The sequence below is a fragment of the Acinetobacter haemolyticus genome (assembly GCF_003323815.1).
GTDB classification, from domain to species: domain Bacteria; phylum Pseudomonadota; class Gammaproteobacteria; order Pseudomonadales; family Moraxellaceae; genus Acinetobacter; species Acinetobacter haemolyticus.
Map to the genome: position 1 here is coordinate 801,957 of NZ_CP030880.1, position 15,219 is coordinate 817,175.

Here is a 15,219-nt window from a genome sequence, read left to right on the forward strand (position 1 = left end):
TATTTCTTTTGAATTGAAAAGTAAATTATTCAGATTTGACTACAAGGTCATGAAAGAAATTTGTATTTTGTAGATAGTGAGTGAAATCCTCACAAAGCTGTTCAAATTTCGGATAGTCTTGCAGTAGATCTTGTAAGCGTACCATCTCCAAACCTGCGTATCCACAAGGATTAATGGTTTGAAAGCCTGTTAAACTACAGTCAATATTCAGTGCTAAACCATGATAGCTACGACCTCGGCGAATTTTGAAACCCAGAGAACCGATCTTACGCTCATCTACATAGACGCCTGGTGCATCCGCTTTGGCGTAGGCCGTGATACCGTATTTTTTGAGTAGGTCAATCATTGCTTGCTCAGCAAAACTCACTAGGGTGCGAACATTCCATTTTAAACGATTTAAATCAAACAAAAAGTAAGCCACTAATTGTCCTTGACCATGCCATGTCACTTGGCCGCCACGATCTGTTTGCACAATTGGAAGATGGCTGGGTATTAAAATATGTTCTGCTTTGCCTGCTTGTCCTTGCGTGAGTACGTCGTGATGTTGTAATAACCAAATTTCATCAGAGCTATCTGCATCTCGATTTTCAGTGAAATTTTTCATCGCTTCAAATCGATCGGTATAATCTTGTAGGTCTTTGAAACAGCGAATGATTAATGAGGGCTTCTCAAAGTTCATTACAGCATTTTTCCTTTGATTGGTGCAGTTTTATCTTGGTATCGATTATCTAATGATTTGGCTAAGATAAATAGAGATCTTTTATAAAATTAGCTGAAAAACATTCTATCGTTATGATTGTTCTGAGTGAAAAGAAAAAATCCAAAACACTTTCGTATTTTGGATTTTTCTATTAAAGCGCTGTCTTAATTAAAGGACATGCTGCAAGATCTGCATATAGTGCATGAACTTGCTCCAGCTCTTCAAAACGCAATTGTGCGGTTAAAGAATGGTATTTACCTGTACGTGAAGGCTGAATTTTAATTGATTCGCCATCAAAGTCAGGGAAGTGCTTCTGCAAAATATCAACAACAGCTACTCGAAGTTCATCCCCTGCATTACCAATCAATTTGATTGGATAGTCCATCGGGAAAACCCAAAGATGTTCTTGCAATTCACGAGAAGGAGTGCGGTCTAACATGAGCAACCTCTTAATTTGAAACGCCTGCATCAGTGCAGGCGCTTATGATCTAATACATAAATGGGGATAAAGTATTAAACTTCAAGCCCTGCGTAAGGGCAAAGCATTGCTTTGCTTTTACACAGGATTTCCCCAATATTAGTCGTTTTCCAAGAATGAACGTAAGTGTTCTGAACGAGACGGATGACGCAGCTTACGTAAAGCTTTCGCTTCAATCTGACGAATACGTTCACGAGTTACGTCAAACTGTTTACCTACTTCTTCTAGAGTATGGTCGGTTGGCATATCAATACCAAAACGCATTTTCAATACTTTAGCTTCACGTTCAGTTAAGTTCTCAAGGACTTCACGCGTCGCTTCTTTTAAGCCTTCTGAGGTTGCAGCATCTACTGGGGAAGTGATGTTTGAGTCCTCAATGAAGTCACCAAGATGCGAATCTTCATCATCACCGATCGGTGTTTCCATCGAAATCGGTTCTTTTGCGATTTTAAGTACTTTACGAACTTTAACTTCGTCCATTTCCAGACGTTCACCTAATTCTTCAGGAGTCGGTTCGCGACCCATTTCTTGAAGTAGTTGGCGAGACACACGGTTGATCTTGTTAATCGTTTCAATCATGTGAACAGGAATACGAATAGTACGTGCCTGATCCGCAATCGAACGGGTAATTGCCTGACGGATCCACCAAGTTGCATAAGTCGAGAATTTATAACCACGACGATATTCAAACTTATCTACGGCTTTCATCAGACCGATGTTACCTTCTTGAATCAAGTCAAGGAACTGTAAGCCACGGTTGGTATATTTCTTCGCAATCGAAATTACTAAACGTAAGTTTGCTTCAACCATTTCTTTCTTGGCACGGCGTGCTTTTGCTTCACCTACAGCCATACGTTTAGAAATATCTTTGATATCTTTCACGTTTAAGCCAAGTTCTTTTTCGATATCAGCAATCTTTTGTTGGAATGCCAATACATCAGGACGAACTTTTTCTAAATGTGTTTTGATTTCCGCAGGAGCTTTTGCAATTTGCTCATCTAACCAAGCTGGATTTGATTCTTGCTCAGGGAAGGTCGTGCGGAAAGTAGTACGATCCATACGACCACGACGAACCGCATAGCGCATGATTTCACGCTCATTGGCACGAATTTGATCATGTGTACCACGAATCATTTCAGAAATGATATCAAATAAACGTGGTGTAAATTTGAACATCATAAATACAGCAGCTAATGCTTCAAGAGCAGCTTCTGCTTCTTTGCTATTACGACCATGCTTTTCGATAATGGCTTTAGTATCGTTCCAAGCTGTTTCTAATTCGGTGAAACGTATTTTTGCAACTTCAGGATCTGGACCTGAATCACCTTCAGAGTCATCATCACTTTCAGATTCTTCTTCATCGTCATCATCGAGTTTAACTTCTTTGGTTGTTGAAGTTGGGCTTTCTTCTTCCTCGATTTCAGCTTCATCTTCAAGAACTTCAGGAATCTCTTCGTCTGTTTCTGGGTCTAAATAACCAGAGAGAATATCGGCAAGACGACGCTCACCAGTTAGAAAGTCATTATATTCTTGTAAAACCACTTCGACGGCATTTGGCCAGTAAGCAATCGAATGTAAAACATCACGAATACCTTCTTCGATACGTTTCGCAATGCTAATCTCGCCTTCACGGGTTAGAAGTTCAACCGTACCCATTTCACGCATGTACATACGTACTGGATCTGTAGTACGACCTGGCTCACTTTCAACCGATGCTAATACGGCAGCAGCTTCTTCTTCAGCAACTTCATCCGCTGCTTCAGTCGATTCACCAAACATAGTGTCATCAGTTTCTGGTGCGCGTTCGTGCACTGGAATACCGACGTCTTGGAGCATTTGAATAATATCTTCAATCTGCTCACTTTCTGTAATCGAGTCTGGTAGATGATCGTTAACCTCAGCGTAAGTTAAGTAACCTTGTTCTTTGCCTCGGCTAATCAGAGCCGCTACTTGCGAAGTAGGGGAATGCATATCGCTCATCTTTGCTTACTCTTTTGTTGAATCTGTGGCGGTGAAAAACCGTGCATGATAGCACAATTCACGAGGAATGTTTTGGATTTGATCCGTTTGCACTAAATAAAAAATAGGTTTCATTTTCCAATGATTTTTTGAATATGGGGGTGTGTTGTATTTTTTCAAGCCTAAAATTCCTAAACGTGTTTTTATACCTAAAGTTCTTAGATTATAAATACACAAAAAAACTGCTGAAAAAAAGTACAAAACCGCGATTTATAGTAAAAAAAGCAAATAAAACTTGACAAGAAAATCTAAGACAGATAAATAGCGGCTAGGCCCATTAACATTTTTTCATTTGAGGTACTTAGTGTCTTCTACAGATTTTGAACTAGATGATGACAACTACGGTGAAGACGACGCTGGTTTTGATGAGTCATCAAGCAAGCTCAGTGCTAAAGAATCATTAGAAAAGCGCCGTTTAATCGATGATTTGTTAGCGCAACGCCGTTTAGAGCGAGAATTAAAAGATTTTGATTATGATTTCGACGACGACGATTTTGATGACGAAGATTAAGCAAAATTGCTTAAGATTTTAGGTTCTAAAATGTTATGCTGTTGACGATGTATTTTTAGAGTTGGATAGAGAATGAGCACGTTAGATTTAGACTTATTGAGTAATTATCTTGACGGTGATCAAAACGAATACGGTCTAGATTTCGCTGCAACTCATGGCTTTTTATGCGCAATTGCTGTCGGTCCTACTTTTGATCGCTGGTTAGATGAGCTTTTTGATAATAATCAAAAGAAAGTTCCAAGTGATGTGATTGAGCAAATCAAACTTTGGTTGGAATCAATTCGTCAGGATTTGGCGAATGAGGATGGAATTGAGTTTCCATTTGAAATCGAAGAAGCTGATGTTGATTCAAGTTTAGGTGATTGGAGTGTCGGCTTTGTTGATGCAATGTTCTTAAATGAAGATGCTTGGTTTGCACCTGAATATGAAGAACAATTAGTTGATTTGACGCTACCGATTATGGTGTTTAGCGGTATTGATGAAGAAGACCCACAAATGGAGTCTTTCCGTCGCAATGGTCAACTCATGGATGAATTGGCAGAAGAGATTCCAGATAATTTAAACGAAATTTATCTCATGTACCATACGCCTAGCTAAAGCTGAAGCTCTTGTACTGCGCAAGGGTGAAGCTTGCGTATCACAAAAAAAGATTAATTAAAAACGTCCGTAATGGACGTTTTTTTATGATTTTTGCTGCGTCGTTTTTATACTTAACTTTTTTGATTTACAGGTTTGCGAATAACAAACTCAGACCTAATCCACTGAGTATCATGCCGATTAATCGGTTTAGTAGGAGCTGTTTAGCTAAAATTTTGTGCCGAATCGCTGGTGTTGAGCAGAAAATCGTAATTAAGCAAAACCAGATCAGATGGCTACTAGAAATAAAGATACCATAAGCGAGGAGCGTAAATAGTTGGTTCTCTATCGTCATGATCTGAGAATAAATGCTCATCACAAATAAGGTTGTTTTTGGATTTAAGCTATTGGTTAAAAATCCATGTTTGAATGCTTGCCAACTGGTGATGTTTGTCTGCTTGTCATTTAACTTAACGGAAGTTTGGGTGTAAGTCTTATAGCCAATATATATGAGATACGCTGCACCAATATATTGGATAAGTTGAATAAAATCAGGAAGAAGGCTCTTCAAAAAGTTTAAGCCGATTAAACTATAGCTAATATGAATCCAAACACCACATGCAATGCCATAGGCGGTACAAATTCCTAAATTTCGCCCATATAGGTAACTATTTCGAGTAACAAGTGCGAAGTCTGCACCAGGGCTGATCACAGCGAGTAGGGTAATCAAACCTACTGTTAATATTTCATTCACTCATCTATTCCTAATAAGGCTTTTTACATAATTTTTATATTTTTCATAATCTTGTTATATTTAAAATCGAAAATAATTCGCATACATATATGAGTTTTTGGAATGATTGAGCGTCTATCATTGAATTCATTAAAGTTTTTTTATTTTGCAGCACACTATCAAAGTGTGACGGTTGCGGCTGATCGTTTATTTGTGACGCAAGGTGCAGTGAGTAAACAAATTAGAAATTTAGAAGATGCTTTAGGTTTTACTTTATTTATTCGAGCATCTCGAAAGCTCCGTTTAACTGCTGAAGGAGAAGCTTTGTTTGATTGCTGCCAGCAAGCTTTTCAGCAAATTGACCAATGTTTAACGCAATTAAATAAACAATCAGTAGTACAAAAAAATCTGGTCCTTTCATGTGAGCCTACTTTAGCGATGAAGTGGCTGATACCACGTCTAATTCATTTTAAGCAGCTCTATCCTGACTTCGAGGTTACTCTTTTAACAGGAGGAGGGAGGGTTGATTTTAAACAGCAAAATATTGATTTAGCTTTGAGACGAAATGATTTTGATTGGGGTAAATCAATCTATAGTGAGAAAATTGCGGATGAGCAAATGCTATGTGTTACAGCGAGTAAGATAACTCGGCAAACCAATCAGATATTTATTTCAACATCACGGAGTAAATTGTGGCAGCAATTTCAGTATAAACATTCAGAGCAATTCAAAGGTTATTCTAAAACAGAACTAGAGCACTTTTATTTGTGTATCGAGGCTTGTTTGGCTGGTTTAGGCGCGACTTTGGTTTCGACCTACATGGTTGAACGCGAGATCAAACATCAGTTATTACAACCAATCAGTTCCATATATCAGGATGAATCTGCCTACTTTCTATTGTCTGCGGAGCCTTTTGAGGAAGATGTACGTAAAGTATTATTTTGTGATTGGCTAAGAGGACAGATGCAAACCAGTCAGTTAGAGTTTGGTTTGAGCTAAACAATAGACTTGTTCTGAATCAACCAAATATATTGATCCATTCCGCAACAGGCATATGTCTTATTTTTAAATTAAGCGTTGTCGCCAATTGAAAGTTTGCTTAAATGCCAAGCATGTTCATAGGCAATCAGTTTACCTTTCAAATTTTCTGTATTGGAAGCCAGTAATTTAATCTCGTAATGATTTGCATAATGGGCTGTTAATTCATATTCGGGAACTGAAAAGGGTGGTCCTGCTAATAGGGATTGATCGTATTCTAAGCTAATCAGAAGTTGAGGTGCTTGGTTGCTAATTTGAAGTAAATGCTGTGCATATGCTGATCGCATTTGCTCTGGTAGTGCGATGAGTGCTGCTCGATCATAGATTGCATCTATTTTGCCAAGATGGTCGGCTGTTAACTCAAAAAAGTTACCCGTAAATAGTTCGATCTGCGCATGCTGATAGTAAGTCAATCCACCTATTTGAGTTTCTTTAAAATTGAGTCCTAAGTTGCTCATTAAATCTTGTATTGCAACAGGGCTCAAATCAATACCAATCACATGATAACCTTGATCAAGCAACCAAGCTAAATCCAAGCTTTTACCACAAAGTGGAACAAAGATTCGAGCATTTTTAGCCAGATTGAGTGAGCTTAGATATTGTGTCAATAAGCTGTGAGGCTGATCGAGATGAAAACCGATATTGTTGGTTTGCCACTTGTTATGCCAAAAATCGTGTTGCATTCTTAGACCTCTCTTTTAATTAAATTTATCTTTTGATGCATTAAACTTCTTCACACCTCGCCACAAGAGATAGAGGATAGCTGCACTTAAAACAATATAACCGATGCGTTGTGTAACAGCAGTCATCAAAGCCTGATTTTCACTAAAGTAATAACCCGTATAGGCAAGAAAACTGGTCCAGATTACTGTTCCTGCAGCACTATAACTCATGAATTTGTGAAAGGGCATCCTGCTCATTCCTGCTGGAATGCTAATCAGTGAACGTACAGCTGGAATCATTCGACCAAAAAAAACCACACGATGTCCGTGCTTTTCAAACCAACTTAAAGACTTTTCTAGGTCAGTTGTACTTATTCTTAAATATTTTCCATAGCGCTCTACAAAGCGAAATAAATAATGTTGTGGAATTTTTCGACCAATCCAATATAGCAGCATGGCTGCGAATAGAGAGCCTGCACTCCCTGCAATGATCACACCGATTAAAGTTAAATCTCCCTTGGAAGCAGTGTAACCTGCTGAGGGCATAATTACTTCTGATGGAATAGGTGGGAAAATATTGTCGAGAAACATTAAAAATGCGATGCCAAGATAACCAAGTTTCTCCATGATGGATAAGACCCAATCTTCTAATCCCATAGCTCTTTAAATCTATCTATTGCGTGGTAATCAAGAATAGTTGCTATTTAATGAGTGCTCAATAAATGATTAGTTAATAATTTTAACCAAATAAAAAAAAGCCTTAGTATCAACTAAGGCTTTTGAAATGTCAGAAATTATAAACGTTTACGTTTTGCCGCAGCAATTTGCGACTGGCGCATACGGAATCCTTCTTTTTGCTTCTCTGTTGTTTTATCAATACAGAAAACACAAGAGACACCATGTTCATAACTTGGTAATGCTGCCTCTTCTTGGGTTAAAGGCCAACCGCACGCGTGACATTTGATATTCTCGCCTTCTTCAACACCGTGAGTCACTGCTGTTCGACCATCAAAGACGAAACATTCGCCTTCCCACATGCTTTCTTCAGCAGGCGTTTCTTCGAGATATTTAAGAATACCACCTTTAAGGTGATAAACCTCATTGAACCCTTCTTGTAAGAGGAGGGAGGTTGATTTCTCACAACGAATACCACCTGTACAGAACATCGCAATTTTTTTATCTTTATGTTGTTCAAGGTTTTGTTTTACGTATTCAGGAAACTCTCGGAAAGACTCAGTTTTAGGATCAATTGCGCCCTTAAATGTGCCTGCTTTATATTCATAATCATTACGTGTATCAATCAGGATGACATCATCACGGCTGATCAGCTCATTCCATTCTTTGGGATCAAGATAATGTCCAACCAGATCGCGTGGCTTTACTTCAACGCCTAAGGTTACGATCTCTTTTTTTAGTTTAATCTTCATTTTACGGAATGGTTTATCAGAGCTGAATGACTCCTTATATTCCATTTCGGTAAAACCTTCGTTGAGTAAAAATTGGTGGACTGCATCGATCGCGGCGCGATCTCCTGCAACCGTACCGTTAATTCCTTCAGGGGCAACAATCAGAGTTCCACATAAATTGATGCTATTCACTAAGTCTAAAAGACGTTTTTGCAGATCGGCTGCATCCGAAACTTCTTTAAATTGATATAGTGCCGCAACAACCCAATTATTGGTCGCTTGCTGTTCTACAGGTGCAAGCTGTTCTACAGTAGCGTTCATGGATAACTCCAAATGTATTAAGATAGGAAAATAAAGGCGCATATTTTAGCGCGAAATTTTAAAATAAGCGAGAAAACCATAAAATAAATATGGTTTTATAGGAGTTGATTTTGAGTAATGATCGTCGAATTCCATCATTGACGCCATGTGCAGGGCGTTGCTCAACGGTATTTGGTGATCTGGTCTGTCGAGGATGTCGACGTTTTAACCACGAGGTCATTCAGTGGAATACATATACACCAGAGCAGCGTTTAGCGGTATGGAGTCGTTTGGATACGCAGCTGGATCAGATTTTAGTTCCGTTATTGCCAAGCGCTAATCTTCAACATGTTGAAGGGTTTATTCAGCATAAAAGAGTTCGAGTTTTAGAATCGGCGAGTCGAGGGCGAAAGCTTTATCACGCTTTGAAAATTTGTGAGAAGAATAAGCATTTGGCTCAAGAAAGTGGGTTGGGTATTGTAGATACACAAGTCAAACCGATTTGGGATGAATTTGAGCGTCGTGTATTGGCATTGGCAAAGGCTAGTTATGAGTTGGCGTGGTTGCGTGCTGATGGCATTAGTCACAATTTAATGCGTATGCTCGAAGATGATGAATGATTTAAAATGAAACCAAAACAGAAAAGCTGCCAGTAGGCAGCTTTTCTAACATTAATTTTGGAAAATTAACGTTTGATATCGCGTTGAGTTTCGCCAGTATAAAGCTGACGAGGGCGACCGATTTTGTAAGGTGCGCTGTGCATTTCTAACCAGTGGCTGATCCAACCAACAGTACGTGCAAGTGCAAAGATTACTGTAAACATTTCTGTTGGGATACCGATCGCTTTTAAGATGATACCTGAGTAGAAGTCTACGTTTGGATAAAGCTTACGTTCAACGAAGTATGGGTCGCTAAGTGCAATACGCTCAAGTTCCATTGCAAGTGCAAGTTGTGGATCGTTGATACCTAACGCTTCAAGTACTTCGTCACATGTTTGTTTCATAACTTTCGCACGTGGGTCGAAGTTTTTATACACACGGTGACCGAAGCCCATGAGTTTAACTTCTTTGCGTTTTACTTTTTCCATGAATTCAGCAACATTTTCTACGCTACCGATTTCATCTAACATACGAAGTACAGCTTCGTTTGCGCCGCCGTGAGCAGGTCCCCAAAGTGCAGAAATCCCTGAAGAGATACATGCGTAAGGGTTAGCACCGGTAGAGCCAGCTAGACGTACTGTCGATGTAGATGCATTTTGCTCATGGTCTGCATGAAGCGTGAAGATGCGATCCATTGCTTTAGCAAGAACAGGATTTACTTTGTAATCACGGTCAGCAGGTGTTGCAAACATCATGTGTAAGAAGTTTTCTGCATAACCTAAATCATTACGTGGGTAAATGAATGGTTGACCTACAGTATATTTGTAGCTCCACGCAGCAAGTGTTGGGATTTTAGCGATTAAACGAATCGCAGTAATTTCACGATGGTTAACATCTTCAATGTCAAGTGCATTGTGATAGAACGCAGATAAAGCACCAACAACACCAACCATGATCGCCATAGGATGAGCATCACGACGGAAACCATTGAAGAAACGGCTGACTTGATCGTGAACCATGGTGTGGTTACGTACTTTTGCGTCAAATTCTGCTTTTTGTTCAGCAGTCGGAAGCTCGCCATTTAAAAGTAAATAACAAGTTTCTAAGTAGTCCGCTTGAGTTGCTAATTGATCAATTGGATAGCCACGGTGTAATAAAACACCTTTGTCACCATCAATGAATGTGATCTTAGATTCGCAAGCAGCTGTCGCCATAAAACCAGGATCGAAAGTAAAGTGACCTGATGCTAATACATCTTTAACGTCAATTACATCTGGGCCCAATGTGCCGCTGTAAATTGGTAATTCAATTTCTTTGCCATCAAGCTTTAATACGGCTTTTTTGCCAGTTGCTGCAGACATTCAATAGATCTCCTGTCCTGGTGAATGATTATCTGACTCGAAATCCTAATCTTGTCATGTGCGAATCAGACGGTGTCAAAATTTGCTATAAGAGTAGTGGCTACTAAAATTTTGTCAATTATACTTAGGGATAAAAATGACGTTGCTACAGCCAATGAGTCATTCTTTATCGAAGAAAAAACTGAGTAAAATCACAGCACCGGTCGAGTATAATATGTCAAATCAAGTTTTAGGTGCATAAAAAAAATGAAGCATCAGTACAATTGTAAGTAAATTTTTATTGAGGCAATGTTTTGGTGCTTATAAAATAAATACTTATGTGAATCATAATGCTTATATAACTCAAGCATTAGCATTAAATAATGGTTCAAAAATTATCTTTAAAACATATTTTGGATTGCATAATCGATTCATTATGGTGCATTTGTTTGTATAAAAAATGACTTATTCTTTTTTTTAATCAATTTGAAAAAATAGATTATTGCTTATTTATATTTAATATCAAAATGAGGGGTATTATTTTTAACAATATTTGAAATTGATAGATTCAGTTCAATCTTAAGCTGAAAACTATGAATATTTGATGAAATAAAATAGAAAAACGCTAGCAAATAGGTGGTAAATGATAAAATTACACGTTTTTTAAAAATTATTTATAAAACAATTGGATGGTTTGTTTTTTGCTGGTATTTGTATGTTGGTGATATAATTATTTGCGTGAATGATTCTTATTTATAGCTTTTTTAGACTAAAGCGAAAGTTGATTGTTTGTATTTTGATATTTCACGTCTTATAATTCGGTGTCGTTATATAGGTTAGGCATGTGCTGTGCTTGCCTGACAATGCCAGCTTTCCTTTGAATTAATTCAAACAAACTCCAGTTGGAGTTTCTACCTACAGGATGCCCGCTGTGAAAAGCAACAGACCTGTCAATTTGTCCATGGGTCAGGTGTTAGCGGTAAATTTACGCTCACCCGTGGCTATTGCATCAATTCTACACCGTCTATCAGGTGTAATCGTTTTCTTATTAGTCGCTGTTCTTTTATGGATTTTGGATAAATCTTTATCTTCACCAGAAGGATTTGACTACGTTAAAAATGTCGTATTCGGAAATATCTTTGTACGTTTCATCGTATGGGTATTTGTAGCAGGTTTACTTTTCCACTTTATTGCAGGGATTAAACATCTTCTTGCAGACCTAGGTTTTGCCGAGGAGCTACAAAGTGGTCGTATTGCGGCTACAGTTTCGTTGATCTTATCTGTGATCAGTATTGTCGCAGCTTTTGTATGGATTATGTTCTAATGAAAAGTGCTACAGGTTTAACAGGTTCGGGTTCTCGCGATTGGTATATCCAACGTGTCAGTGCTGTGGTTTTAGCAGCATATACCGTTGTTATTTTGGGTTGGATCCTTTGTAACAGTGGCTTCGGTTATGAACAATGGGCTGGCTTTATGCTGACTTTGCCAATGAAGATTTTTTCTTTATTAGCTGTTCTATCACTTGTTGCTCACGCATGGATTGGAATGTGGCAAGTCTTTACTGACTATGTAACGACTCGTCAAATGGGGCCTTCGGCTTCAGGCTTACGCCTTGTGTTGACTTCTGCTGTCATTATTTCAGTGTTCGTGTACGCAATCTGGGGTATCCAGATTTTCTGGGCAAATTGATAGGAAGAGATCATGGCAACTACCCCTAATGAAAATTATTCAAACATCCAGACCTTATCATTCGATGCAGTTATCGTTGGTGGTGGTGGTTCTGGTATGCGTGCAGCTTACCAACTTGCTCAAGCGGGTTTGAAGGTTGCAGTATTAACCAAAGTATTCCCAACACGTTCGCATACAGTTGCTGCTCAAGGTGGTATCGGTGCGTCGTTAGGTAACATGCAAGAAGATAACTGGCACTATCACTTCTATGACACGGTAAAAGGTTCTGACTGGTTAGGTGATCAGGACGCTATCGAGTTCATGACGCGTGAAGCGCCAAAAGTTGTATATGAGCTTGAACACTTGGGTATGCCGTTTGACCGTAACGAAGATGGTACGATTTATCAACGTCCATTTGGCGGTCACTCTGCAAACTATGGTGAAAAAGCGGTTCCACGTGCTTGTGCTGCTGCTGACCGTACTGGGCATGCATTGCTTCATACGCTTTATCAAAGCAACGTGAAAATGGGTACTCAGTTCTTCGTTGAATGGATTGCATTAGATTTAATCCGTAATGAAGAAGGTGATGTACTTGGTGTAACTGCATACGATCAAGAAACAGGTAATATTGCAGTATTCCAAGCGAAAGCTACATTATTTGCTACAGGTGGTGCGGGTCGTGTGTATCGTGCATCAACCAATGCTTATATCAATACTGGTGACGGTCTTGGTATGGCTGCGCGTGCAGGTATTCCATTGCAAGATATGGAATTCTGGCAGTTCCACCCAACAGGTGTTGCGGGCGCAGGTGTATTGTTGACAGAAGGTTGTCGTGGTGAAGGTGGTATCCTTCGTAACAAAGACGGCGAACCATTCATGGAGCGTTATGCACCAACTTTAAAAGACTTGGCTCCTCGTGATTTCGTATCACGTTCAATGGACCAAGAGATTAAAGAAGGTCGTGGTTGTGGTCCAAAAGCAGATTATATCTTATTAGATATGACGCATTTGGGTGCTGAAACGATTATGAAGCGTCTTCCATCTGTATTTGAGATTGGTAAAAAATTCGCAAACGTTGACTGTACTAAAGAACCAATCCCAGTTGTACCAACAATCCATTATCAAATGGGTGGTATTCCAACCAATATTCATGGTCAAGTGGTTGTGCCACATGGTGTTGAAGAGGGTGAATTCTCTGCGCATTATGATAAAGACACGAAAGAATATACCTATAAAGGTACACGTGATTATGTGAAGCCTGTAAAAGGTTTCTATGCAATTGGTGAGTGTTCTTGTGTATCTGTACATGGTGCAAACCGTTTAGGTACGAACTCGTTGCTTGACCTTGTGGTATTTGGTAAAGCTGCTGGTGAACATATCATTGATTATGTAACTAAGCATCACGGTGATGACTATGCACCATTACCAAATGATGTACTAGAAAATACATTGGCGCGTGTGCGTAAATTAGATGAATCTACATCTGGTGAAAATGCACAAGAAGTTGCTGATGCGATTCGTGATATCGTACAAGATCATGCTGGTGTATTCCGTACACAGGCATTACTTGACAAGGGTGTGAAAGAGATCCTTGCGATTGAGCCACGTGTTCGCAATATTCACTTGAAAGACAAATCTAAGGTATTTAACACTGCGCGTGTAGAAGCATTAGAAGTTGAAAACTTGTATGAAGTTGCTAAAGCAACCTTGATTTCTGCTGCTGCTCGTAAAGAGTGTCGTGGTGCGCATACGGTTGTTGACTATGAGTTAGCACCTGATCACCCAACTTATTCTTACGGTCGTCGTGATGATGAGTGGATGAAGCATACATTATGGTACTCATCAGACAACCGTCTTGAATATAAGCCAGTACGTTTCAGCCCATTAACGGTTGAAGCAATTGAACCAAAACCACGTACATTCTAATCGGGAGAACAAAGATGAGTAGAGGCACTCGTACATTCGAAATCTACCGCTATGATCCTGATAAGGACAAAGCGCCGTACATGCAAACTTTTAAACTTGAGTTAACGGATAAGCATCGTATGTTGCTTGATGCGTTACTTGCGTTGAAAGTTCAAGATGAAACATTAACGTTCCGTCGTTCATGCCGTGAAGGTATTTGTGGTTCGGATGGTGTAAACATCAATGGTAAAAATGGTTTGGCTTGTTTATGGAATTTAAACGACCTACCTGAGAAAATTGTGATTCGTCCTTTGCCTGGTTTACCAGTGGTAAAAGACTTGGTTGTAGATATGAACCAGTTCTACGATCAATATAACAAAATTCAGCCATTCTTGATTAACAACCAGCCAGCTCCGCCAAAAGAGCGTCTACAGTCTCAAGAAGAGCGTGAGCACTTAGATGGTTTGTATGAATGTATTCTTTGTGCATGTTGTTCAACGTCTTGTCCATCATTCTGGTGGAACCCTGATAAGTTCCTTGGACCATCAGCGTTGTTAAATGCATATCGCTTTATTATTGATTCTCGTGATACAGCAACGCAAGAACGTTTGGCTCGTTTAGATGATCCATTCTCTTTGTTCCGTTGTAAGGGAATCATGAACTGTGTATCTGTATGTCCTAAAGGTCTGAACCCGACAAAGGCAATTGGTCACATTCGTAATATGTTGTTGGATCAAGCGGGATAATTCGTTTTTCCAACAAAAAAAAGGAGGCTTTGTATTGGCCTCCTTTTTCTATTTAAAGACACTTTTGGTAAGAGCTATTGTTGTTTGAGAGTGAAAATATCAATTATTGGTTTTGCTGTTAAATCAAATTGATTAAATGAATAAGTTTGTTGTTGCTGTATTTTTGATCGCTGTGCGTGAAGTTTGTGCAAGAATTGTAGCGATTGTTAAACTTTGGTCGATAAAAGCGCAACTTTCATAAAAAGGGCGGTATATTAGAGCATAATTTGTTGTATGTATTTCGCTGCTTTATAGATGGTATGTGTCAAAAAAATCAATCCGAGCTTGATAACATGTTAGCATTTCTGCCACAGCTAAAAACCCAAAATGAGCGTATCCTTGTTATAGGAGAAATTGCATCATTTAAATATTAAAATTTTGCAGCTGAAAAGTTATTTTAGAAAAGTTAAAAAATTATTTAATTTTTCTAAAATGATTTGCAAAAAATTGCTCGATTCTATCGAGTATAAGAATGAGTTATGTGCCTTGCGTTCAGAGG

At 38.9% G+C, this 15,219-nt stretch carries 16 protein-coding genes; 8 read left to right on the forward strand and 8 right to left on the reverse strand.

Annotation, left to right across the window (positions count from 1 at the left end):
- Nucleotides 1-25: 25 nt before the first annotated feature.
- The 3 genes from lipB to rpoD form a co-directional block, all read right to left on the reverse strand.
- Complete coding sequence (gene lipB / locus DS737_RS03770) at nucleotides 26-679, reverse strand: lipoyl(octanoyl) transferase LipB (RefSeq protein WP_113996803.1); 654 nt, start codon at nucleotides 677-679, stop codon at nucleotides 26-28.
- Between the two features lie 172 nt (nucleotides 680-851).
- Nucleotides 852-1,139, reverse strand: a complete 288-nt coding sequence (locus tag DS737_RS03775) for a YbeD family protein (RefSeq protein ID WP_005083022.1) — start codon at nucleotides 1,137-1,139, stop codon at nucleotides 852-854.
- 138 nt (nucleotides 1,140-1,277) lie between these two features.
- Complete coding sequence (gene rpoD / locus DS737_RS03780; RefSeq protein WP_004640390.1) at nucleotides 1,278-3,158, reverse strand: RNA polymerase sigma factor RpoD; 1,881 nt, start codon at nucleotides 3,156-3,158, stop codon at nucleotides 1,278-1,280.
- Between the two features lie 343 nt (nucleotides 3,159-3,501).
- Here rpoD and DS737_RS03790 point away from each other — a divergent pair, with 343 nt between their 5' ends.
- Nucleotides 3,502-3,708 (forward strand): PA3496 family putative envelope integrity protein, encoded by a 207-nt coding sequence (locus tag DS737_RS03790; protein WP_004640386.1) that lies wholly within the window; start codon nucleotides 3,502-3,504, stop codon nucleotides 3,706-3,708.
- A gap of 72 nt (nucleotides 3,709-3,780) precedes the next feature.
- The gene (locus DS737_RS03795) at nucleotides 3,781-4,305 is read left to right on the forward strand and encodes a YecA/YgfB family protein (RefSeq protein ID WP_004640385.1); all 525 of its coding nucleotides are present in this window, start codon (nucleotides 3,781-3,783) and stop codon (nucleotides 4,303-4,305) included.
- A 127-nt stretch (nucleotides 4,306-4,432) separates the two neighbouring features.
- Here the strand turns inward: DS737_RS03795 and DS737_RS03800 are convergent, their stop codons facing one another.
- Complete coding sequence (locus tag DS737_RS03800) at nucleotides 4,433-5,038, reverse strand: LysE family translocator (RefSeq protein ID WP_113996804.1); 606 nt, start codon at nucleotides 5,036-5,038, stop codon at nucleotides 4,433-4,435.
- A 102-nt stretch (nucleotides 5,039-5,140) separates the two neighbouring features.
- Between DS737_RS03800 and DS737_RS03805 the strand changes: the two genes are divergently transcribed.
- Complete coding sequence (locus DS737_RS03805) at nucleotides 5,141-6,016, forward strand: LysR family transcriptional regulator (protein ID WP_113996805.1); 876 nt, start codon at nucleotides 5,141-5,143, stop codon at nucleotides 6,014-6,016.
- A 71-nt stretch (nucleotides 6,017-6,087) separates the two neighbouring features.
- Here the strand turns inward: DS737_RS03805 and tmpT are convergent, their stop codons facing one another.
- The 3 genes from tmpT to trhO form a co-directional block, all read right to left on the reverse strand.
- Nucleotides 6,088-6,738, reverse strand: a complete 651-nt coding sequence (gene tmpT, locus DS737_RS03810; protein ID WP_113996806.1) for a thiopurine S-methyltransferase — start codon at nucleotides 6,736-6,738, stop codon at nucleotides 6,088-6,090.
- Nucleotides 6,739-6,753: 15 nt separating this feature from the next.
- Nucleotides 6,754-7,374 carry a DedA family protein gene (locus tag DS737_RS03815; protein ID WP_075315023.1) on the reverse strand — a complete coding sequence of 207 codons (621 nt, stop codon included), beginning with the start codon at nucleotides 7,372-7,374 and terminating at the stop codon, nucleotides 6,754-6,756.
- 137 nt (nucleotides 7,375-7,511) lie between these two features.
- Nucleotides 7,512-8,444 carry an oxygen-dependent tRNA uridine(34) hydroxylase TrhO gene (trhO, locus tag DS737_RS03820; protein ID WP_075315025.1) on the reverse strand — a complete coding sequence of 311 codons (933 nt, stop codon included), beginning with the start codon at nucleotides 8,442-8,444 and terminating at the stop codon, nucleotides 7,512-7,514.
- A gap of 110 nt (nucleotides 8,445-8,554) precedes the next feature.
- Here trhO and DS737_RS03825 point away from each other — a divergent pair, with 110 nt between their 5' ends.
- Nucleotides 8,555-9,043 carry a DUF1289 domain-containing protein gene (locus tag DS737_RS03825; RefSeq protein ID WP_113996807.1) on the forward strand — a complete coding sequence of 163 codons (489 nt, stop codon included), beginning with the start codon at nucleotides 8,555-8,557 and terminating at the stop codon, nucleotides 9,041-9,043.
- 65 nt (nucleotides 9,044-9,108) lie between these two features.
- Here the strand turns inward: DS737_RS03825 and gltA are convergent, their stop codons facing one another.
- Complete coding sequence (gene gltA, locus DS737_RS03830; protein WP_004640370.1) at nucleotides 9,109-10,383, reverse strand: citrate synthase; 1,275 nt, start codon at nucleotides 10,381-10,383, stop codon at nucleotides 9,109-9,111.
- 901 nt (nucleotides 10,384-11,284) lie between these two features.
- Here gltA and sdhC point away from each other — a divergent pair.
- From sdhC to DS737_RS03850, 4 genes are read left to right on the forward strand one after another with little or no spacing between them, the layout of a single operon-like run.
- Nucleotides 11,285-11,686 carry a succinate dehydrogenase, cytochrome b556 subunit gene (gene sdhC / locus DS737_RS03835; RefSeq protein WP_004640364.1) on the forward strand — a complete coding sequence of 134 codons (402 nt, stop codon included), beginning with the start codon at nucleotides 11,285-11,287 and terminating at the stop codon, nucleotides 11,684-11,686.
- Entirely contained in the window at nucleotides 11,686-12,051 is a 366-nt protein-coding gene (gene sdhD, locus DS737_RS03840) for a succinate dehydrogenase, hydrophobic membrane anchor protein (RefSeq protein ID WP_005083003.1), read from the forward strand. Before sdhC ends, sdhD begins: the two co-directional genes overlap by 1 nt.
- Nucleotides 12,052-12,060: 9 nt before the next feature.
- The gene (gene sdhA / locus DS737_RS03845) at nucleotides 12,061-13,956 is read left to right on the forward strand and encodes a succinate dehydrogenase flavoprotein subunit (RefSeq protein ID WP_026056325.1); all 1,896 of its coding nucleotides are present in this window, start codon (nucleotides 12,061-12,063) and stop codon (nucleotides 13,954-13,956) included.
- 14 nt (nucleotides 13,957-13,970) lie between these two features.
- Nucleotides 13,971-14,681, forward strand: coding sequence for a succinate dehydrogenase iron-sulfur subunit (locus tag DS737_RS03850; protein WP_005083000.1), 711 nt, complete (start codon nucleotides 13,971-13,973; stop codon nucleotides 14,679-14,681).
- The last annotated feature ends 538 nt before the right edge of the window (nucleotides 14,682-15,219 follow it).